General features: G+C 73.8%; 18 protein-coding genes. 5 read left to right on the forward strand and 13 right to left on the reverse strand.

The annotated features are described in order from the left end of the window. Positions 1-6 precede the first annotated feature (6 nt). The 8 genes from AB0B63_RS19800 to AB0B63_RS19835 form a co-directional block, all read right to left on the reverse strand. Entirely contained in the window at positions 7-1,203 is a 1,197-nt protein-coding gene (locus AB0B63_RS19800; protein ID WP_357020608.1) for a beta-ketoacyl synthase N-terminal-like domain-containing protein, read from the reverse strand. After that, positions 1,196-1,441 (reverse strand): acyl carrier protein, encoded by a 246-nt coding sequence (locus AB0B63_RS19805; protein ID WP_208566510.1) that lies wholly within the window; start codon positions 1,439-1,441, stop codon positions 1,196-1,198. The genes AB0B63_RS19800 and AB0B63_RS19805 overlap by 8 nt, the downstream gene beginning before the upstream one ends. After that, positions 1,441-1,707 carry an acyl carrier protein gene (locus AB0B63_RS19810; RefSeq protein ID WP_208566511.1) on the reverse strand — a complete coding sequence of 89 codons (267 nt, stop codon included), beginning with the start codon at positions 1,705-1,707 and terminating at the stop codon, positions 1,441-1,443. The genes AB0B63_RS19805 and AB0B63_RS19810 overlap by 1 nt, the downstream gene beginning before the upstream one ends. A gap of 158 nt (positions 1,708-1,865) precedes the next feature. Continuing rightward, a complete protein-coding gene (locus tag AB0B63_RS19815) occupies positions 1,866-3,257 on the reverse strand; it encodes a class I adenylate-forming enzyme family protein (RefSeq protein WP_357020790.1) in 1,392 nt (463 codons plus the stop codon). A gap of 390 nt (positions 3,258-3,647) precedes the next feature. Continuing rightward, positions 3,648-4,883, reverse strand: a complete 1,236-nt coding sequence (locus AB0B63_RS19820) for a beta-ketoacyl synthase N-terminal-like domain-containing protein (RefSeq protein ID WP_357020793.1) — start codon at positions 4,881-4,883, stop codon at positions 3,648-3,650. Positions 4,884-4,969: 86 nt separating this feature from the next. Further along, positions 4,970-6,238 carry a beta-ketoacyl-[acyl-carrier-protein] synthase family protein gene (locus AB0B63_RS19825; protein WP_208566512.1) on the reverse strand — a complete coding sequence of 423 codons (1,269 nt, stop codon included), beginning with the start codon at positions 6,236-6,238 and terminating at the stop codon, positions 4,970-4,972. Further along, positions 6,235-6,639 (reverse strand): cupin domain-containing protein, encoded by a 405-nt coding sequence (locus AB0B63_RS19830; protein WP_357020613.1) that lies wholly within the window; start codon positions 6,637-6,639, stop codon positions 6,235-6,237. Before AB0B63_RS19830 ends, AB0B63_RS19825 begins: the two co-directional genes overlap by 4 nt. Beyond that, positions 6,632-7,339: an SRPBCC family protein gene (locus AB0B63_RS19835; RefSeq protein ID WP_208566514.1), complete on the reverse strand. Its 708-nt coding sequence runs from the start codon at positions 7,337-7,339 to the stop codon at positions 6,632-6,634. The genes AB0B63_RS19830 and AB0B63_RS19835 overlap by 8 nt, the downstream gene beginning before the upstream one ends. A gap of 372 nt (positions 7,340-7,711) precedes the next feature. On the opposite strand from AB0B63_RS19835, the gene AB0B63_RS19840 reads away from it, so the two are divergent. The 4 genes from AB0B63_RS19840 to AB0B63_RS19855 all read left to right on the forward strand — a co-directional run bounded on the left by AB0B63_RS19840 (position 7,712) and on the right by AB0B63_RS19855 (position 11,088). Beyond that, positions 7,712-8,596 (forward strand): BTAD domain-containing putative transcriptional regulator, encoded by an 885-nt coding sequence (locus tag AB0B63_RS19840; protein WP_208566515.1) that lies wholly within the window; start codon positions 7,712-7,714, stop codon positions 8,594-8,596. Further along, positions 8,593-8,940 carry a TcmI family type II polyketide cyclase gene (locus tag AB0B63_RS19845; RefSeq protein ID WP_208566516.1) on the forward strand — a complete coding sequence of 116 codons (348 nt, stop codon included), beginning with the start codon at positions 8,593-8,595 and terminating at the stop codon, positions 8,938-8,940. Before AB0B63_RS19840 ends, AB0B63_RS19845 begins: the two co-directional genes overlap by 4 nt. A gap of 226 nt (positions 8,941-9,166) precedes the next feature. After that, complete coding sequence (locus AB0B63_RS19850) at positions 9,167-10,522, forward strand: hypothetical protein (protein ID WP_357020616.1); 1,356 nt, start codon at positions 9,167-9,169, stop codon at positions 10,520-10,522. Between the two features lie 359 nt (positions 10,523-10,881). Beyond that, positions 10,882-11,088 carry a hypothetical protein gene (locus AB0B63_RS19855; RefSeq protein WP_145919792.1) on the forward strand — a complete coding sequence of 69 codons (207 nt, stop codon included), beginning with the start codon at positions 10,882-10,884 and terminating at the stop codon, positions 11,086-11,088. A gap of 327 nt (positions 11,089-11,415) precedes the next feature. On the opposite strand, the gene AB0B63_RS19860 is transcribed toward AB0B63_RS19855, so the two are convergent. The 5 genes from AB0B63_RS19860 to AB0B63_RS19880 form a co-directional block, all read right to left on the reverse strand. Further along, entirely contained in the window at positions 11,416-13,524 is a 2,109-nt protein-coding gene (locus AB0B63_RS19860) for an amino acid transporter (protein ID WP_357020619.1), read from the reverse strand. Positions 13,525-13,786: 262 nt separating this feature from the next. After that, positions 13,787-14,197, reverse strand: a complete 411-nt coding sequence (locus AB0B63_RS19865; RefSeq protein WP_357020622.1) for a hypothetical protein — start codon at positions 14,195-14,197, stop codon at positions 13,787-13,789. Between the two features lie 171 nt (positions 14,198-14,368). Then, entirely contained in the window at positions 14,369-15,118 is a 750-nt protein-coding gene (locus AB0B63_RS19870) for a phosphotransferase (RefSeq protein WP_357020625.1), read from the reverse strand. A 74-nt stretch (positions 15,119-15,192) separates the two neighbouring features. Further along, a complete protein-coding gene (locus tag AB0B63_RS19875; RefSeq protein WP_208566520.1) occupies positions 15,193-15,963 on the reverse strand; it encodes a DUF5995 family protein in 771 nt (256 codons plus the stop codon). A gap of 116 nt (positions 15,964-16,079) precedes the next feature. Further along, positions 16,080-19,073 carry an AAA family ATPase gene (locus AB0B63_RS19880; RefSeq protein WP_357020628.1) on the reverse strand — a complete coding sequence of 998 codons (2,994 nt, stop codon included), beginning with the start codon at positions 19,071-19,073 and terminating at the stop codon, positions 16,080-16,082. Positions 19,074-19,259: 186 nt separating this feature from the next. Here AB0B63_RS19880 and AB0B63_RS19885 point away from each other — a divergent pair. Beyond that, positions 19,260-20,779 (forward strand): adenylate/guanylate cyclase domain-containing protein (locus AB0B63_RS19885; RefSeq protein WP_357020631.1); only part of this gene is annotated, 1,520 nt, incomplete at its 3' end.

Consider the following 20,779-nt stretch of genomic DNA (forward strand, 5'->3'; position numbering starts at 1 on the left):
TGCCGGTCACGGCGCACCCACCAGCAGTGCGGTGTTCGCGCCGCCGAAGGCGGCGTTGAGGCTGAGCGCGTACCGGCTGGTGACCGGGCGGGGCGCGGCGGTGACCACGTCCAGCGGGCAGGCCGGGTCGGGGCCGAGCCAGCCGGCGTTGACCGGCAGTTTCCCGTGCCCCAGCGCCGCCACGGTGACCACCAGTTCGAGCAGGCCGGACGCTTCCAGCGCGTGCCCGTGCAGCGCCTTGGTGGAGCTGACCGGCACCTGCCCGGCCTGCTCGCCCAGGGCCAGTCGCAACGCCGCCGCCTCGGAGGCGTCACTGAAACCGGTGCCGGTGGCGTTCGCGTTGACGTAACCGACCGCCCCGGCGGGCAGGCCGGCCCGGCCCAGCGCCGCTCCGACCGCCCGGGCCAGCCCCGCGCCCTGCGGATCGGGTTGGCAGGGGTGGTGGGCGTCGCCGGCCCGCCCCCATCCGACCAGCGTCGCCACGGGGCTGCCACCCCGGGCGCGCAGCGCGGCGGCGGACTCCAGCACGACCGCGGCCACCCCGTCACCGAGCAGCAACCCCTGCCGTCCGACGCTGAACGGACGTACCGCCCCGTCGGCGGCAAGCGCACGGCCGGTGTCGAAGAGCGCGAACTGGTCCGGTTCCACCAGGTAGCCGGCGGCCACCACGACCCGGTCGGTGTCCCCCCGGTGGATCATCGCGGCGGCGTCGGCCACCGCGCTGCTCGCCGAGACGCAGGCGGTGGTGTAGACCCGGGTGGGGCCGCCGAGGCCGCACCGCCGGGCCAACCGGACGGCCAGTGTGGGCAGCTCCGGCCAGGCCGGACCGGCGTCGTCGCGTTCCCCGTCGGCCCACCACGGGTCGTCGGTGTCCGCGACCGGCCGGTCGTCGGTGTACGGGCCGGCCAGGGTGGCCGGGCCGCCGTGGGTGGCCAGCAACAGCGCCGCACCGGCCCGCTGTGCCGGGTCGAGCCCGGCGGTGACGCAGGCCGCGTCGACGGCGTCGGCCAGCTCCTGCGGCAGGGTCGCCACGTCGGGCCGGGTGGCCGCGACGGTCACCCGGCGACCGGTGGTGGCGAAGCGGCCCACCGGCCGGAACGCCGGTACGCCGGACAGGACCCCGGCCAGCAGCGCGTCCACGCCCCTACCGAAGGCGCTGACCGCGTACGTGCCGGAGATCGTGACGGGTGCCCGCTCAACCATCGGCGGGGGCGGGTAGGTAGGTGTGGAACACGGTCAACGCGTCGTCGACGGTACGGATACCGGCGAGCTGGTCGTCGGTGAGGTCCAGCTGGGTGCCGTAACGCTGTTCGACGAGGTGCACCAGCCACGCCAGTTCCATCGAGCCGACCCGGTGCGGGACCTGCTCGACGGGTTTGCCGGTGAGTTCGGCGAGCATGCTCACCAGGTCAGCTCGCCCCAGGTCGGGCTGACCGGACATCAGCGGTTGTCGGTGGTCGCCCCGGCGACCCGGTCGGCGACCATGGTGGTGAACTCCCCCACCGTCATCAGGGCCAGCTTCTCCGACTCGTCGTCGGCGAACCGCAGCCCGTACCGGTCCTCCACCCGGACGGACAGGTCGGACAGGGCGAGGGATTCCAGGTCCACCCCGGACGGGCCGAGGGTGGTGTCGTCGTCGATCCCGTCGACGTCGTAGTTCATGTCCTGGAGCTGCTCGATGACGAAGGTTCGGACCTCGTCTCGCATGACGGTTACCTCTCTCGATGGGCGAGTTGCCGGCACCCGGTCGGGGCACCGTGCGGGGATGGTTCGGGCGTACCGCCGACGGTCGGCCGGTGGCGACGCGGTGGTGACTCCCCGGCGGTCCTCGGGGACCGGCCAGGGGGTGGGATGGAGCGGACCGCTCACGGGGCCGCCGTTCGCAGCACGTCCAGCGAGCGGACCAGTTTGCCGGTGGTGGTACGCGGCAGTTGCGCCACGAGGTGCAGGGTGCGGGGCCGCTTGTAGCCGGCCAGTCGTTCGGCGAGCAGCTTGTCCAGTACGTCCTCGGACAGCGGGCCCTCGGGCTGCACGAAGGCGGTGATCCCGTCGTCGTAGGTGACCACGGCGGCGGCCACCCCGGGCAGGCCGGTGAGGGTGGCCTCGACCTCGGTGAGGTCGACCTTCAGGCCCCCCACGGAGACCTGCGAGTCGAGCCGGCCCCGGACGGTGACCAGGCCGGTGTCCGGGTCGACGGTGCCCGCGTCGCGGGTACGCAGCCAGCCGTCGGCCCAGCGGTCGGGGTCGCTGAGCCCGACGTACGGCGAGGCGGGACAGCTGATCAGCAGCTCACCGTCGGACTCGCGGACCTCGATGCCGGGTGCGGGCATGATCGCCGGCCGGTGGCTGCCGTGCAGGTCGGTGCCGATGACACCGACCTCGGTCATCCCGTACATGTTGCCCAGTGGTACGCCGTGCCGGTCGGTGAACGCCTGCACGACGGCCGGCGGGACCAGTTCCCCACCGGTGGTCATCCGCTTGAACTGGGGCAGGGGCCCGTCCGGGCGGGTGGAGGCGAGCAGGCCGATGTGGAAGGGCACGCCGAGGACGGTGGCCGGGGTGTCCTGGGCGGCGATCGCGGCCAGCACGGCGTCGCCGCCGAGCCGCTGCGGCGGGACCAGCTCGACGCGGGCGTGCAGACCGTAGAGCAGCCCTCCGACCAGGCCGAGCACGTGCACCATGGACGGCAGCAGGACGATCCGCTCGCCGGGTAGCGCCACGCCGTCGATCCGGGTGTAGCGGTGCACCTCGGCGACCAGGTCGGCGGCGGTGCGTCCGATCACCTTGGACGGTCCGGTGGAGCCGGAGCTGAGCTGGATCACGGCGTGGCCGCTGACCGCCGGGCGGTCCGCGTAGCCGGTCACGCTCTCGGTGACGTCGACGAAGACCTTCAACGCGCCGCCGGTGGTGCGGGCCGGGGCCACCACCACCTGCGGGGTGAGCCGGTGCAGCGCGCGGTCGACCTCGTGGTCGGTGAGCCGGTGGTCGAGCAGCACCGCCTGGCCACCGCCGCGCCACGTGGCCAACAGATTGACCACATAGGACAAAGAGGGCGGCAGACGCAACGCGACGGCCCCGCCGGGGCGCAGTCCGGCGGCGCGTAGCCGGTCCTGTGCCTCGACGACCAGGCGGTGCAGGGTGACCCGGTCCACCGGCTCGGGCAGCCGGAGACAAATGTCGGTCGGACGGCCGCAGAACAACACGTCGTCCACCCAACCGGGGTCTTGCGCCGCAGGATCTTCCGTCGGGCGATACATGGTCACCGCCGGTCACCGTCCAGCATAGAATCGGGCAAAAGCGCCCATAAATGATGTCTCTTGGCGTGCTCACGGCACCCTACGACAGCCCGGAAGAGCATTTCTAGATGCGAATGGCTAGATCATAAAGAGCGGCCGGCCGGATTGCCGCCGCTCGATCGGCCGGGCAGGATCGGGCGCGTACGCCGACCCGGGACACCACCGGCGGCATCGCCGTGCCCGCCGATCCGATGTGGAACCGGGCGGCCCGACGACGCCCCACCCCTGGTCAGCACCGGTCATCATGGACGGTCGACGGGCCGCCGCAGGCGGCACCGGCGGATGCGGACAGCGGTGTGCCCGGCGACAGGTCCCTGCCGCCGGGCACACCCCGGGAGTGACGCACAGTGATCAGTCGGTGGCGCTCCTCTGTCGCGGTACGGCACCCCGCAACACCAGCGCGCTGTTGAACCCGTCGAAGCCGCGCGCGCAGACCAGCGCCACCCGACTGACAGGCCGACGCGGGGCCCGCAGGAAGTCCAGCTCGCAACCCGGGGCCGGATCGACCGGGCCGGCCGAGGCGGGCAGCGTGTCGCGGTGCAGGGCGAGCAGCGCGGTCGCCACGTCCAGCGCCGACCCGCCCTGGTGGGCCCGACCGGTCAACGACTTGTGGGTGCTCACCGGCGGCGGCCGGTCACCGAAGACCGCCCGCAGCGCCGTCGCCTCACTGCGGTCGTAGCGGGGCACCCCGAGCGCATCGGGCACGACCAGGTCCACCTCCTCGGCGGTGCTGCCGGCGCGGGCCAGCGCCAGTCGCATCGCCCGCGCGTACGTCGCCGGGTCGCCGGCCGTGTCCGGGCCGGTGTGCACCGCGTCGTGGGTGGCCGCCCAGCCGGTCACCTCCCCGTAGATCCGGGCACCCCGGGCCAGGGCGTGCTCCCGCTCCTCCACCACGAAGACCGCACCACCCTCGGCCGGCACGTACCCGCCGGCCACCCGGTCGAACGGCCGGTACGCCGCCGCCGGCTCGTCGACGGCGCTGAGCAGCCCGGAGCGGAGCTGACAGGCCAACGCGTACGGGCTCAGCGGGCACTCGGTCGCCCCGGCGATCACCACCGACGTGCCCCGCCGGATGGTCCGCACCGCGTGCGCGAGGCTGTCCAGCCCACCGGCGGCCTCGGCGACCAGCACCCCCGACGGTCCCTTGAACTGGTGGTGGATGGACAACTGCCCGACGCTTGCCGCATAGAACCAGGCGATCGACTGGTACGCCCCGACGGTGCGGCTCGAACCGCCCCAGAGCCGTTGCAGCTCCCGCTGCCCGAACAGGTTCCCCCCCGACGAACTGGCCAGGGTGACCGCCCAGTCGTACGGGTCGGGGGCGCGCGCGGGCAGCCCGGCGTCGGCGAGCGCCAACGCGGTCGCGGCGAAGCCGAGCTGGGTCCACCGGTCGGTCTGCACGAGCTGCCGGGTGTCCACGTACGCGGCCGGGTGGAAGTCGGGGACCTCGCCGCCGACCCGGGTGGGGTAGCCGGTCGGGTCGAACAGGGTGATCGGCCCGGTCCGCCGGATGCCCCCGCTCACCGTCCGCCAGTGCGCGTCCACGCCGATGCCGCTGGGCGCGACCACCCCGATCCCGGTCACCACCGCCCGCCGGTCCCCGTCCGGGTCACCCGGGGCGGTCGCCCGGGGCGGGCCGGAACCGGCAGCGGTCACCCCGGCAGCGGAGCGCGTCACCGCGTCACCGCCAGCCGACGGAACAGCATCGCGGACTGGAAGCCACCGAACCCGCTGCCCACCGACAACGCCACGTCGACCGGGGTCTCCCGGGCCACGTTCGGCACGTAGTCCAGGTCGCACTCCGGGTCCCGGGTGGTCCAGTTGGCCGTCGGCGGCACCACCCCGTACTCGATGGCCAGGGCGCAGGCGGCCATCTCGATGGCGCCGATCGCGCCCAGCGAGTGCCCGACCATCGACTTGATCGAGCTGACCGGCACCCGGTACGCCGTCGGGCCGAGGGCCCGCTTGAACGCCGCCGTCTCGTGCCTGTCGTTCTGCCGGGTCCCGGACCCGTGCGCGCTGACGTAGGAGACCGCCGACGGGTCGAGCCGGGCCTGCCGCAGTGCCGCCGCGATGGCCAACCCCATCTCCACCCCGTCGGGTCGCAACCCGGTCATGTGGAAACCGTTGCTGCGGCTGCCGTAACCGGCGACCTCGCAGTAGACGTGCGCGCCGCGCCGCCGGGCATGCTCCCACTCCTCCAGCACCAGCACCGCGGCCCCCTCGGCCAGCACGAAACCCTGCCGGTGGGCGTCGAAGGGTCGGCTGGCGTGCCCCGGGTCGTCGTTGTCCGGGCTGGTCGCCCGGATCGCGTCGAACGAGGCGACGGTGACCGGGGAGATCGGCGAGTCGGCGGCACCGGCCAGCACGATGTCCGCCTCCCCGTCGACGACGAGCTGGTGGGCGTACCCGATGGCGTCGATGCCGGAGGTGCAGCCGGTGGAGACCACCTGCGCCGGGCCGTGCAGCCCGTGCCGGCAGGCCACGTCGGCGGCGAGGCTGCTCGGCACCAACGCCTGATAGAGGTACGGCCCACCGAGGGCGTGGTCGACCAGCCAGTGCCGACCCGAGTCGCTGACCCGGACGTACTCCTGCTCCAGGGCGGTGGTGCCGCCGACGGCGGTGCCCAGCACCACCCCGGCGACGTCCCGCTCGGCGTCGGTCAGGTCGAGCCCGCTGTCGGCCAACGCCTCCGCCGCGCAGGCCAGCGCGAACTGCACGTACCGGTCGGAGCGTTGCCGCTGCGCCGGGGTGAGCCCGGCGGCGTCCGGGTCGAAGTCGCACTCGGCGGCGATCTGCGACCGGTACGGCGACGGGTCGAAGAAGCTGATCCGCCGGGTGGCCGTGCGCCCCTCGGTGAGGGTCTTCCAGAACCGGTCCCGGGTGACGCCGCCCGGGGCGACCACCCCGACCCCGGTCACCACCGCACGGCGGCCGGTCACGACGGGCCCCGCTGCTCGACCAGCTCGGTGTCCACATGGCCGAGTTCCGGGCGGGGGGCGAGCGGGCCGAGGTGGAAGACCACCTCGGCGGCGACGTCGCCGGTGTTACGCAGCCGGTGCCGCACGTTGCGCGGCACGAACAGCGCCTCCCCGGCGGCCAACGGCACCGGCACGTCGTCCAGGTCGACGGTGATCGCGCCGCGCACCAGATAGAGGAACTCCTCGCTGTACGGGTGGTAGTGCTCGGCCACCCGGTCACCGGGGTCCACCGTCACCACCCCCATGAACCCGGAGGTGCTGCCGACGGTACGCGGGCCGAGCAGCACCCGCAGCTCCCCGCCGCGCCGCCGGTCGGCCGGCACGTCCCGGGCGGTGACCAGTCCGGTGGTGACCTCACTCATCGCCGCCTCCCGCGTACGCCCGCTCGATCCGTTCCTTGATCACGGCCAGTTGCACCCGGCTGTTGGTGTTGATCCGCTCGGTCATCGCCGCGTCGTCCACCGGGGCGGTCGGCTTCATCGCGAAGTCCTGCACCCAGGTCATCCGGGTGCCCGCGGGCTCCGTGTCGTAGTACCAGTGGATCCGCATGTACTCGAACGGACCGGTCTCCACCCGGCGGGCCCGCACCTGCCAGGTCGCCGGGTCGGTGGTGCGCTCGCTGACCCAGCTCCACGCGACGCCGTTCTCGTCGGGGTGCATGGTGAGCCGGAACCGCACCGTGTCCCCGTCGCGGTGCAGGATCTCCACCACGGCGTACTCGGTGAACAGGTCCGTCCAGCGCGCCACGTCGTTGGTGATCTCCCAGACCAGCGGCAGCGGGGCGGCGATGAGGATGCTGTTCTCGGTGTGCCCGGCCGGCCCGGCGGCGGCCACCAGGTCGGCCACACCGCCGATGCTGAGCTGCCCGGCCTGCTCGGGGATGCGTACCCGCCAGCGGTCGGCGACCACGGCGGACAGCTCCAGCAGGGCCAGCGAGTCCATGCCCAGTTCCTCCAGGCTGGCGGCGGGCGCGCGGGCGGCGGCGGCGGCGTCGAGGCCGCACCGGGTCACCAGGATCTCGGTGATCTCACTGGTGAGTGCCGTGCCATGGGTGACGGTCATCTCGGGTCCTCCTCCACCGGGCGGCTCACCCCGGTAGCCGTCACCTTCCGGCCGGGCCCGTCACCCGGGCGTCACCCGCCGACCCGCGACACCCCCACAAAGTGGTGACGTTGCGTTGACGCAGGCTGTGTATCGGCTATGCGAGAGCTGTCCATTGTGATGGAGGTTCGCAGTTCAGAGGCAATATCGCCCAGTCACGATACCTACACTCTTGTTGACCGAGAGTAATCACATTGGTAGTGTTCGTGCCGGCCGGTCCGGTGGGAACGGCGGGTCCGGCAGCACAGCGGAGCGACCCGGCCGCCGCGTCACGACCGACCGCGTCGGGACACCGGACGATCTGGACCCAGGCTTGCGTGCAGGGGGTGCGCCGTGACCGGTCATGCCAGCACGCCGACCAGTGACGTCCCGGCCGACCCACCGGTACGCCTGCACCTGCTCGGCGGCTTCCGGCTGCTGCACGGCGACCACCCGGTGGTGGTCCCCCGGGGGCTGCAACGGGTGATCGCCGTGATCGGCCTGCGCCCCGGCGCCACCCGCAGCAACCTGGCCGGCCTGCTCTGGCCCGAGGTGCCCGAGGAACGGGCGTTGTCGTCGCTGCGCACCGCACTGTGGCGGCTGCGCCAGGACCCCTGCTGCCCGCTACTGATCAGCGGAGACACCGTCCGCCTCGACCCGACGGTCCGCCTCGACGTGGACGACCTCGTCGCCACCGCGGCCCGGGTCCGCGACGGGGGTGACCCGCGTACCACCGCCGTCGCGCTCGCCGCCGGCAGCCGTGACCTGCTCCCCGGCTGGTACGACGACTGGGTGCTGCTGGACCGGGAACGACTGCGCCAACTCCGCCTGCACATGCTGGAACAGCTCGCCGTCGACCACCTCGACGCCGGCCGGCACGGCGAGGCGTTGCAGGCCGCCCTGGCGGCGATGGCCGCCGAGCCGCTGCGCGAGACACCACACCGCCTGGTGGTACGCATCCACCTCGCCGAGGGCAACGCGTTCGAGGCGGTACACGCCTTCTACGTCTACCGGGACCTGCTCATGCGGGAACTGCGCCTGGAACCCTCCCCCACGATGTGCGCCCTGGTCGACGAGACCCTCGCCCCCATCCGGCAGGCCACCCGCCGCACCCCGGCGGCCCGCCGTCACGATCCGGACGAGCGGTGTGACGACCAGGTGACACCTCCTGCGCCAGGGTGGAGCCACCGAGAGCCCTGGACCGATCGGGGCGCACCACCGGCGAGAGGGGTCCGATGAGCCGTCTGGTGATCGTCAGCAGGATCATTCCCGGCGCGGAAGGGCGGGTCGCCCAGATCTTCGCCGAATCCGATGCCACCGAACTGCCCGGACTCACCGGGCTGCGCCACCGCTCCCTTTACCGCCTGCACGACCTGTGCGTACACCTGATGGAGACCACCGAGGTCGACCTGGACACCCTGGTCACCGCGTACAACCACCCGCTCTACCAACGGACCAACGAACGGTTGTCGGCGCACACCTCGGCGTACCTGCCAACCTGGCGCTCCCCCCGGGACGCGCCGGCCGGCTGCTTCTACAGCTGGGACGTCTCCGACGCCCCCAGCCCGGAGGCCCTGCGCTGAGCAGCGCGGACACCGCCTCGGGCCACCACCGGGCCCGGTCACCACCACCGGTGGGTACGGCGACGGCGACACCGTGTCGTGACGTCGCCACCGCCCGACACCGGTCATTTCACCTGCGCAACGAGGGGCGGTCCTCCCTGTCGTCCGACATTCGCGTGTGCAAAGCTGCGGCGGGTCTTCGCGTTTTCCTCGCGACTTCAACGACATACGCAATAGGGAGGTAGCCGTGCCGTCGACTTTCGGGCAATGGCTGATCGTGATCCTGGCCCTGCTGGTGGGCCTGGGCGGAGGCTGGGCGCTGTGGGGACGGCAGAAGCCGGCCGCCACCTCGCCCATCGTGGAGGGTGACCCGGTCGTCGGGCTCTCCGCCGAGGAGAAGGCCGCCGCCACGATCGACACACCGCGCCCGATCGCCACGGTCGACAACTCCCCGGCCCCCGCCGCCGTCGTGGACCACCCCACCCCGCACACCGCGCCGGACACCGACCACGCCGCCCCGGCCACCGACTCGACCACCCTGACCGCCGACTCGACCGACTCGACCGCCGGCTCGACCGACTCGACCGCCGACTCGACCGCCTTGACGACCTCGACCGCCGACGAGCACGCCAGCACCGCCGTCGACGGCACGCCCACCACGATCGCCGCCGAGCGGTCCGCCCCGCTGGCCGACATCGACGACGATTCGACCACCGCCGACCTGACCGGTCGTACCGTCTCGGACGAGAAGCCCGCGAGCACCGACGCCGACGAGACCGTCGCGCCGGTCCCCGCGCCCCGGGCGACCGTCGAGGACACCCCCGACACCCCGGCTACGGCGACCGCGCTGCCGCAGCCGACCACGGTCGACCCGGACGGCCCGGCCGCAAGCAGCACGGAGACCGGGGCCGACCCGCTCGCGGCTCCGAGCGCCGAGACCACGCAGCCCGCCGAGCCGGTCGCCACTGAGCCGGCCATCGAGCCGGTCGCCACTGAGCCGGCCATCGAGCCGGCCGTGGTCGAGCCGGCCGCCGCCGAACCAGCCGCCGCCGAGCCGGCCATCGAGCCGGTCGCCGCCGAGCCGGTCGCCGCCGAGCCGGCCATCGAATCGGTCGCCGCTGAGCCGGCCACGCAGGTCTCCACCGTGGCGGACGGGGAGTCGACGACGCCGGCGAGCGTGCCGGACCCGGACCTGTCGGGCGCGGACGACGTGGACACCGCCCCCGTGGCCGTCGCGCCGGCGGTCCCGGCGCAGCGCACCTCCGTCGAGGACACCGCCCCCGCCGCCGCGGACGCTCCGGTCCCGGCGGCCGCCCCGCTGTCGGACGCCTCCCCCACCCAGGGCGGGTCGGCGGACGACTTCCGCCGCATCCAGGGTGTCGGCCCGAAGATGGCCGCCGCGCTCCAGTCCGCCGGCATCCACACCTACCAGCAGCTCGCCGCGCTCGACGAGACGGGCCTGCGGGAGACGATCCGCGCCGCCGGACTGCGCGCCACCGCGAGCCTGGCCACCTGGCCGCAGCAGGCGAAGGTGCTGGCCGGTGCGGGCGCCGAGGCCGAGCGGGTGCTGCCCACGCCGACCGGTGGCGACACCCGGGACTGATCCAGCTCACCCGACAGGGCCGGTGGGCGGGCGTCATTCGCACCCACCGGCCCTGTCGCGTTTTCGGCCGGAACCCCGCAATTCGGCCTGAACCCCGGCTCCTGCGGTCGCGCGACCGCACCAGACTCGGCACCGCGCCGAAACCCGTGGCCTTCCACAGTGCCCAGCCGCACGGGCGTCCCCGGTGCCGGGTCGACCTTCAGCCGGCTGGGTGGGGTCACCGACCACCGTCGCGTCGGGTCGATCGCCGGAGAATCCAGCATCATCGCGCTGACCGTTCCGGAATACCGTTTATCCGGTCCCGGCCGGTGGGTACATGGGCGTCACCTCGAACACAACACAAGCCGGGAGGCACCCCCATGCGCGGTTCGTCGATCCTCGGAGTCATCGTCGTCATCTGGCTGGTCATCGGCGCCATCGCCGCTGGTCAGCGAGGCTATTACGGAAACGATGACACCAACTGTGCCGAGGCCGGCACCATCCTGGTGACCATCGTGGCCGGGCCGCTCAACTACATCGGCGCCAACCCGAAGATCGACTGCAAGCTCCCCGAGCCGTCGAAGTAAACCGTCGCACCCCGGCCCGCGCCCACCCCTCGGGGCGCGGGCCGCATCATGTCCGCTCCAGATCACCCCACCCACCCCCACCCTGAAACCCCCCACCCAACCCCTAAACCATCCTAGGAGCCTATCCCACCACCCCCCTCCCGCACTCCCACCCCAACCCCCTCCCACCCAGACCACCCCAGCCCGGTGATCAAGAGGTTTACGTCACGCCGACGGGGTTTTCTGACGTATACCTCTTGATCACCTGACGCAAAGCTCTTGATCACGGGCGGGAGGGCGGGAGGGAGGGCGGGCGGGCGGGAAAGAGGGGCGGCGGGAGGGGGTGGGTCAGCCGCCCACGTGGATGCCGGGGCGGCGGGAGGGGTCGGGTTCACTCTTGCGGATGATCTCGCGGACCACGGGTGGGGTGTCGCCCCGACCGAGGATCAGGTAACGCAGCAGGTGAGCGAGCGGGTTGCCCTCGGACCACTCGAAGTGGGCGTGTGGTCGGACGCCGGTACCGTCACGCAACGCCAGCAGGATCGCGGCGATCGCGTTCGGCACCGCCGGGCTGCTGGCCCGCAGCACCCGGAAACCGCCCACCTCGACCCCGTGCACCCGCAGCACCCGGCTGAACTCCGACGGGTCCACCACGTCGATCTCCAGGAAGAGCACGTCGGAGGCGCCCGGCACCGGGTTCATGCCCCGCTGGACCCGCTCCTTGACCCGGTACTCCTTGAGCGCGCCGGTGTCCCGCTTGTTGGCGATCAGGTGCAGCCGACCGTCGTGGGCCAGTGACTCGGCGACGAACCGACGGGCCGGCCCGTCGAAGTCGATCCGCTCGGCCCGCAGTTCGGTGGTGCGGGTGATCCGGGAGACCAACGAGACCACGACGATGCCGGCGATGAACAACCCGGAGATGGCGATCCCGTCCGGCTTCTCGATGACGTTCTCGACCAGCGCGTAGAGCAGCACCGCGGTCAGCACGGCGAAGCCGGACGCGGCGAACCGGTGCCGGGCCCGCAGGGTCGCGATGGTCACCGCCACCGCCCCGGAGACCATCATCGCCAGGATGCCGGTGGCGTACGCGCCGGCCTGGGCGTTGACGTCGGCCCGGAAGGCGACAGTGATGACGATGCTGATCAGGGTGTAGACCAGCACCACCGGCCGGACCGCCCGACCCCACTCCGGCGCCATCCCGTACGACGGCAGGTAGCGCGGCACGATGTTGATCAGGCCGGCCATCGCCGACGCCCCGGCGAACCAGAGGATCAACACGCTGCTGATGTCGTAGAGCGTGCCGAACCCCTCCCCGAGGCGGGCGTGGGCCAGCCAGGCCAGCGCCCGGCCGTTCGCCGCGCCACCCGGCTGGAACTCCCGGGGCGGGATCAGCACGGTGGTGACGAAGGTGGTGGTCAGCAGGTACCCCGACATGATCAGCGCGGCGGCGGTGAGCAGCCGGCGGGTGTTGCGGATCCGGGCGGCCAACCGCTGCTCGCGGTCCGCGCCGGCCCCGCGTACCAGGGGCATCATGCTCACCCCGGTCTCGAAGCCGGACAGGCCCAGGACCAGCAGCGGGAAGGCCAGCACCGCCGGGCCGAGCAGATCCCCCACCCCGGAACCCCCGGCGGTCAGGGCCGCCGTCCAGTCCCGCACGGTGCCCGGATCGGCGGCGATCTCGGCCAGACCGACGGCCACCACCACCGCGTTGAGACCGAGAAAGACCACCACCAGCGGTACGGCCACCAGCACCGCCTCGCTGAACCCGAGCAGGAAAACCCCGCCGAGGACGAGCAGCAGCGCCACCGTCACCAGCACGGCCACCCCGTCACCGTGCGGTGCCGACGACGGCAGGTACGGGTTCTCCAACAGGTGCACGGTCGCGTCGGCGGCGGAGAGCGTGATCGTGATGATCCAGGAGGTGGCGACGAAGCCGAGCAGCACCAGCACGAACAGTTTGCCCCGCCAGAACGGCAGCAGCCGCTCCAGCATCGCCACCGACCCCTGCCCGTGTGGGCTCTCCCGGGCCACCCGCCGGTACATCGGCAGCATCCCGAGCAGGGTGAGCGCCACGATCAGCAGGGTGGCCAGCGGGGAGAGCGCCCCGGCAGCCAGCGCCGCGATGCCCGGCAGGTAGGACAGGGTGGAGAAGTAGTCGACCCCGGTCAGGCACATCACCTGCCACCAGGGGTGCCGGCGTTGGCTACCCTCCTCGGTCTCCGGGCCGACCGGCTGCACCCGGTACGCGAACAGCCACCGGCGCAACGCGCCACCGGGCTGCGCCGGCCGGGCGTGGCTGTCCACGCACTCCGGGAGCCCCACCGGCCCCGGCCGGGTGCGTTCGCCCTGCCCGGCGGCCCGTGCCTCGCGCAGCGCCCGCCCATGCCCCGGCGGCGGCGTGCTCCCCCGCCGTTCCCGGGTCCGCCGCTCCCGCGCCCCGTCCCGCCCGTCCGCCATCCCCCGACCGCCCTCGTAGGCCCTGACCCGACGGTAGGCGCTGAACCGGCCCCCACCGGCCGGAACAGGGGAAGCCGGGCGGACCGGACCGGCGACGCTACCCGGGCCGGCCGGGCAGGACGGCCGGGCAGGGCAGGACGGCCGGGTCAGGGCAGGACGGCCGGGTCAGGGCGGTCAGGGCAGGACGGTCGGGCCGGGACCTGCCGGCCGGACCGGGTGGATGGTCGGTCGGGAGCCCGGGCGCGGCCACCGGGGCGGGTAGTCAGGTGCGGCGGGGATGGCCGGCCGGCACGCGGCGCAGGGCCGCCAACAGGGCCGCCGGGTCGGTCACCGTGACCGTGGCCGCCGGATGGCGCAGCCACCGGCCGGGGGCCAGCCCCGACACCGGTGTGCCGAAGCGCAGGCACACCCCGGCCGTGGTGCCGGTACCGAAGGTCACCCCCCGGTCGGCCAGGGACAGGTGCGGCCCGACCGCCCGCCACCAGCGGTACGGCCCACTGCGCTGCGCGTCGACCACGTTCGCCCGCCCGGTCCGCAGCTGCCAGCGGCCGAACCGGATCACCAGTTCCTCGTCGTCGAGCAGCACGGCGCAGGTCTGCGGACGGATGCCGAGCAGCGCCAGCGGAACCCGGAACCCGGGGTCGAACCGGAAGGCGAACCGTTGTACGGGCATGACCGACGGGTACCCCGCGCGCGTGGCCCGACACCCGAACGGGCCGAACCGGTGGGGCCGACCGAGGGCCGCCCGAGGATTGCCCGAGGATTGCCCGAGGGCCGCCCGTAAACCGCGAGAGGGCCGCCCGCGCACCGTGCGAGAGGGCCGCCCCGGATGCCGCCCGCCGGGTCATTCCAGGGCGCGGGTCCAGTCCTCGACGTGGGTGCCCAGGTGGTCGGCGACGGAGCGCCAGTAGGGGCCGTCCTCGGCGTGGATCCGGACCCACGGCTGCACGCCGTCGCGGGCCCCGGCGCACAGCAGGTCGTACATCGCCCGGGCCCGCGGGGCGAGGGTCGCGGCGAGCGCGGGACGCTCCGCTGCCGGTAGGTCGTACCCGTCGACGAGGGTGCGCAGCCGGTGGGCCGACTCCGCGACCGGCCGGTCGGGGCGCATCCCGGCCATCGCCTGGGCGGCGTACGCCAACTCCCAGCGGCGGGTGCCGGGGCCGGCGCCGTCCCAGTCGATCAGCACCCAGCCGCGTGGGGCGCGGACCAGGTTCCACGGTGCCGCGTCGTGGTGGCAGAGCAGGTCCGCGCCGTCGGGTCGGATCGGCACCTGCCAGCGGGCCGGCCCGGGGGGCGTGAAGTCGGCGACCGCGCGGTGCAGGTCGGCCAGCAGCCGGCCGATCGAGGCCAGTTCCGCCGTGCGGTAGAGACCCGAGGGGTGACCCAGCTCCCCCGGCACGTACTCCAGCACCTGGCGGCCCTGGTCGTCGCGGCCCAGCGGGCGGGGCGCACCGTCGAAACCGACGGCGTGCAGGTGGGTCAGCAGGGCGTCGACGGCGTCGGTCCACGGGCCGACCGGCCGGCGGACGGTGTCGCCGATGCGGACCACACCGGTGGTGACGTTGCCGGGCAGCGGTTGTTCGATCGGGCTCACCCGGCCATCCTGGTCCAACGGACGCGTCCCCGCGCGCCGGTTTCCCGGCGCGCGGGGACCCCCCGTCCCGGCTGCTACTGCAGGAACGCCCCCAGCGGTGAGAGCAGCAGCCGGCCGAGCGCCGCGGCGTTGTCGTCCAGCCGCGCGCGCTCGCCGTCTCGGGCCTGCGGGTCGTGCCGGCAGCGCCAGATCTTCTGCGCGTTGCGCCAGGCCACGTCCCGGGTGTACTCGACCAGTTCGCCCTGGTACCAGTCGTCGATGTCGCCGTTGAGCATGTCGAGCAGCAGTTGCCACCGCTCCAGGTAGCCCCGCCGCAGCGACGGGATCTTGTCGGCGAAGATATCGTTGATCTTGAGATAGTCACGGTGCTGTTCGGTGCCGTCCACCGGCTCGGACTCCAGGTGGTCGAACGTGGTCACCAGGGCGAACGGCAGATCGAAGTTGATGTGCGCGTTCACTCCCGCCGCCGCCGACGGCAACGGCCGGGCGTCCGGGCCCCTCATCCGCTTGAACAGGCACGACCAGGCGCGCGGGGTGGTCGGGCTCGACTCGGTCCACAGCCGCATCGCGTCGAAGTAGCGGGCGGCGAACTCCACGTCCAGCCGGGACAGGAACACCGGGTCGGCGAAGTAGTCGTCGTAGAGCCCCTCCAGCACCCGGCTGGTGATGGTCAGGTAGAGCCGGTTGAAGTCGGCCAGCGGGCAGCTGCCCTCCAACGGCGGTAGCCGGACCAGCAGGTCCTGAAGTTTGGTGAGGTGGTCGACCACCGCCGGGACGTCCTCCGGGTGGTCGGCGAGCAGATCGACGATGTCCACGTGGACGGGGCCCCAGACCGGTTCCGTCATGTCTCCTCCACAGTGGTCGGGGCAGCGCCGTGCCGTCGTTGACGAGGGACAGCCTGGCAGCGTCGACCGGGCGCGGGATCAGTAGAACGACGTATTCGACCGCGCCGTACGTACGCTCACTCGCCCCGGTTCCGCAGGTGGATGGCGCTGGCCTGGACCCGGGTGCGCACCTGGAGCTTGTCGAAGATGTGCGACACGTGCACCCCGATGGTCCGCTCGCTGATGAACAGCCGCTGACCGATCTCCTTGTTCGTCAGACCTTCGGCCACCGCGGCGAGCACCTCGCGTTCCCGCGCGGTCAGCGTGGTCAGCTCGTCGACGACCGGCCCGGCTACGACGGTGACCGACCCCGACCCCGACCCCGCGGGCCGGCGGTGCCCCACCCCGGTCGACCGGGGACGGCCCTGCCGGCGGTCGACCCCGGCGGGTTGGGCACGGTCGGTCAGCTCCACCCGCGCCCGGCCGGCCAGCGTCCTGATCTCGCTGGTCAACGGCACCGCCCCCAGGCTCAACGCCATCTCGTGGGCCTGTCGCAACAACGTGCCGGCGGTGCTGCTGCGACCACGCCGGGCCAGCAACGCCTCAGCCTGACGCAACCGCGAGTAGGCCGCCGGGTAGGGGTGGTTACGCTTGTCCCACTCGGCTGCCGAACGGGCCCAGGCGTCCGGGTCACCCCGGCCGTCGAGCCGGGTCAGCTCGGCCGTGCACAGCGCCAGGAAACCGTCGGCGACGACCCGTACCGGCCCGGCCGCCGTCGCGCTCTTGGCCGTCACCCGGTCGACCGCGTCGCGCAGCCGCCGCACCGCCGTCGGGTCCACCGCCACTGTACGGCTCGCGTGCGCCTCCGCCTCCGCGCGCAGCCCGTGCCAGGCCAGCGTGCCCAGCAGCACCACGTCGTCGGAGCGGCTCTCGGTCATTCCCCGCTGCACGGCCTGCCGGGCCACGTCGTGCCGGCCCTGCCACATCGCCAGCCCGGCCCGCAGGATCAGCATCGGCAGGACGTGCCGGGGCGCACCGCCACCGGCGAGCATCGTCGCCACCGCCTCCAGGTCCCGGTCGGACGCCTCGACGTCGCCGTACCCGACGGAGAGCCGGCAGCGGGCCAGCAGCAGCTCCACCGCGTCGGCCCCGGACGGGCGGTGCCGCAGCGCCGCCGCGACGACCTTCTCCGCCTCCGCCCACTGGCCGACCCGGAACAGCCCGTTGGTGGCGATGGCCAGCAACCGGGTCTCGTAGGTGCGGCCCAGGCCCAGCTCGGCGACCCGCTCGGCACCCCGGCGGGCCACCACCACCCCCTCCTCCAGGATGTTCAGCGGCCCGGTCAGCAACTCCGCCAGGTGCAGGTACGCGCAGGCCACGTCCTCCGGGCCACCGGAACGTTCGGCGGTCTCCAGGGCCCGGCGGACCACGGCCAGGCCCGAGTCCGGGTCCTCCAGGAACGCCTCGCTGAAGCCGAGCGCCGCGCTGGCCAGCACCACCGAGTTGGTGCTCCCGTCGACCGTCGCGGCCAACTCCAGGGCCTCCCGGGCGCGCTGCCCGGCGTCGGCGTAGCGGCCCTGGAGCACCAGCAGATGGGCCAGTTGGGCGGCGGCGGCGGCCCGTTCCCCCGCGGTGCAGTCGACGGACTCCAACACCCCCCGGTACTCCGCCTCGGCGGGCGCGGACCGGCCGGCGGCGGCCAGGTAGCGGGCCCGCCGGATGCGCAACCCGCAGGACGGATCGAGCGGTTCACCCCCGGCCAGCTCGGCCAGCAGGGACAACGCCCGGGCGTGCTCGCCGCTCTGGTGGGCGGTCTCGGCGGCGTGTTCGAGCAGCACCGCCTGGTCGACCTCGGGCGGTACGCCCCCCGGCCCGCTGGTCGGGGTCGCGGCCAGCTGCAACGCCGCCGACCAGTGCCGGTGCGCCTCGGCGAAACCGTGCAGCCGTTGTGCCTCCCGGGCGGCGGCCATCGCCGCCGGCAGGGCCCGGGCGGGCTCGCCGGCCAGCCGCCAGTGATGGGCCAGCCGGGCCTGGTGCAGCTCCGCCGGGGCCTGGGTGAGCGCCTCCGCGTAGCGGCGGTGCAGGCCGGCGCGCTCCGCCGGGAGCAGTTCGTGGGCGAGCACCTCGGCGACCAGCCGGTGCCGCAGCCGGTAGCCGTCGTCCGCGCCGACGAGCAGCCGGTGGGCCACCGCCTCCCGCAACGCCTCGATCAGTTCCGGCTCGGGCAGCCCGAGCACCTCGGCCAGCAGCCAGTGCTCCACCGGCTCGACCCCGGCGGCCACCGCGTGCACCGCCGCGTGCGCCTGCCGGGGCAGCACGTCCACCCGGGACAGGAAGATCTCCCGCAGCGTGTCGGACAGCCCGTCGCGGCCGTCACGCAGGTCACGGGCCAACTCCTCGACCACGAACGGGTTGCCGCCGCTGCGCTGCCAGACCTGGTCGGCGGCTTCCGGGGCGAGGGGTGTGCCGACGATCTCGCCCGCCAACCGGTCGGTGTCGGCCCGGTCGAGCGGGGCCAGGTCGAGCACCCGTACCGACCGCAGCCGGCGTAGCTCGGTGAGCACCCGGCGCAGTGGATGGGCCCCCTGCAACGACTCGGCCCGCACCGCCGCCAGCACCGACAGTTGCAGGTCACCCAGGCCGGCGAGCAGGTAGAGCAGCAGTTGCCGGGTGGTCCGGTCCACCCACTGGAGGTCGTCGAGGACGAGCACCAGCGGCCGGCCCTCGGCGATCAGACTCAACCCCCGGGAGACCCGTTCCAGCAGCGCCCCGGCGCTGTCCGCGCCGCTGCTGTCCTCGGCGAAGGTCCGCAGCAGTCCGCGTACCGCCGAGGAGGTGCGGGCCTGCGCGGCGGTGAGGTCGGCGTCGAAGCGGCGCAACGCCTGGAGCACCGGATGCAGCGGGGAGGCGTCGCCGATGTCCAGGCAGGAGCCGGTGAGCACCACCGCTCCCGCGTCCCGCAGCCGTGCCGCAGCCTCGGTCAGGAGCCGGGTCTTACCCACCCCGCTCTCCCCGGTGACGAAGACGGCGGCGGTCTGCCCGGGGCCGATGTCGTCGTGGAGCGCGGCGCGCAGCGTCGCCAGCTGGTCGGCACGGCCGACGAGCGGCGCGCTGTCCACTTCGCTGGCCATGTCCGCAGCCTAGTCACAGGTCCCCGCACCGTTCTACGGGCTTGATTCGTCTCTGGTACCTCTCGCGTCGAGTTTGCGACTAAAGGTGGTCGCCCGCCGACATACGTCGTTCGGCAGATCCCCCGTCCTACCGGTGGTGACACTCTCCGGAAGTCATCAGACCACTGCGGAGGAAGGGTGGGTGGGATGCCACTGTCCACGGTCGGTACCGGTCGGGAAGACGTCACCACGACGCCCTGGCCGGTCCCGCAGGAACGCCGAACGCTGACCGTGCTCTTCGCCGACATCGTCGGCTCGACCGCGCTGACCGAACGGCTCGACCCGGAGGACGTCCGGGCGGTGCAGTCCGCCTACTTCGACACCGTCGCCGGGGTGCTGCGCCGCTGGCAGGGCACGGTCGAGAAGTACGTCGGCGACGCGGTGATGGCGTTGTTCGGGGCGCGTACCTCCGATGGCCTCGACGGTTACCGGGCGGTGCGGGCCGCCCTGGAGATCCAGGCCGCGTTGGAGCGCCGGGAGCTGCCCGGTGGGGTGACGCTGCGGGTCCGGGTGGGTGTCGCCACCGGCGAGGCGGTGGTCGACCTGGCCGCCGCCCGCGACGGTGGCCACGGCATGGCCTCCGGCGCCGTCCTCACCACCGCCGCCCGCATCCAGGAGTACGCCCCGCCGGGCGGCGTGGTCGTCTGCGCGGCCACCCACCGGGCCACCGCCGGCCTGGTCGAGCAGCACGCCCTCGCCCCCGCAGCGCTCACCGGCAAGGCACGGCCGGTCGACGTCTGGCAGGTCACCCGCACGGCGAACCCGCGCCCGCCCCGCCACCACGGTCCGCTGGTCGGCCGACGCCGTGAACTCGCGACCGCCGTCGAACAGCTCACCCGGGTCGCCCGGGAACACCGTCCACGGTGGGTGGCCCTGGTCGGCCCGGACGGCATCGGCCGCAGCCGGCTGCTGGCCGAGCTGCGCCACCGGCTGCCGGCGGTCGACGGCACGCCGGTGCGCTGGGCGGTGGGGCACTGCCCGCCGTACCCGGAGCAGGTGTTCGGGCCGGTCGCGGAGCTGCTGCGGGACCTGCTGGGGCGACCGGCCGACGACGCGGCGGGGACCGTCGCGGCACGGCTGGCCGCCCTGGTCGACGGACTGGTCCCGGCGGGTCAGGTCCCGGCGACGGTGGCGGCGCTCACCGCGCTGCTGGACGCGCCGGACCGGTCGGCGGTCGCCGGGGCGGCGGCGGTGCGCCGGGTGCTGCTCGCCCTGGCCGCCCGCCGGCCGGTGGTGGTCGGCGTGGACGACCTGGACCGGGCGGCCCCCGAACTGGGCCACTTCCTGCACTCGCTGTTCGCCGCCGCGACCGCCCGGGGACTGCCGCTGGCGGTGCTGGCCACCCACCGGCCCGACCGGGCGGACCACGTCCCCGCGCCGGCGGGCGGACACCACCGGGTGGAGTTGGCGCCGCTGGGCACCCTCCACAGCGGCCGGTTGCTGCGTCTGCTGCTCGCCCACGCCGGTCAGCCGGTCGCGTCGGCTGCCCGGATGGTGCCGCTGGTCGCCGGCCGTCCCGGTTACGCAACCGCCTACGTCCACGCGTCGGCGCTCCCGACCGGTGACCCGTCGGCGCTCCCGACCGGTGACCCGTCGGCGCTCCCGACCGGTGACCCGTCGGCGCTCCCGACCGGTGACCCGTCGGCGCTCCCGACCGGTGACCCGTA

Origin of the sequence: Micromonospora sp. NPDC049081 (assembly GCF_040648835.1) — a bacterium.
GTDB lineage: Bacteria > Actinomycetota > Actinomycetes > Mycobacteriales > Micromonosporaceae > Micromonospora > Micromonospora antibiotica.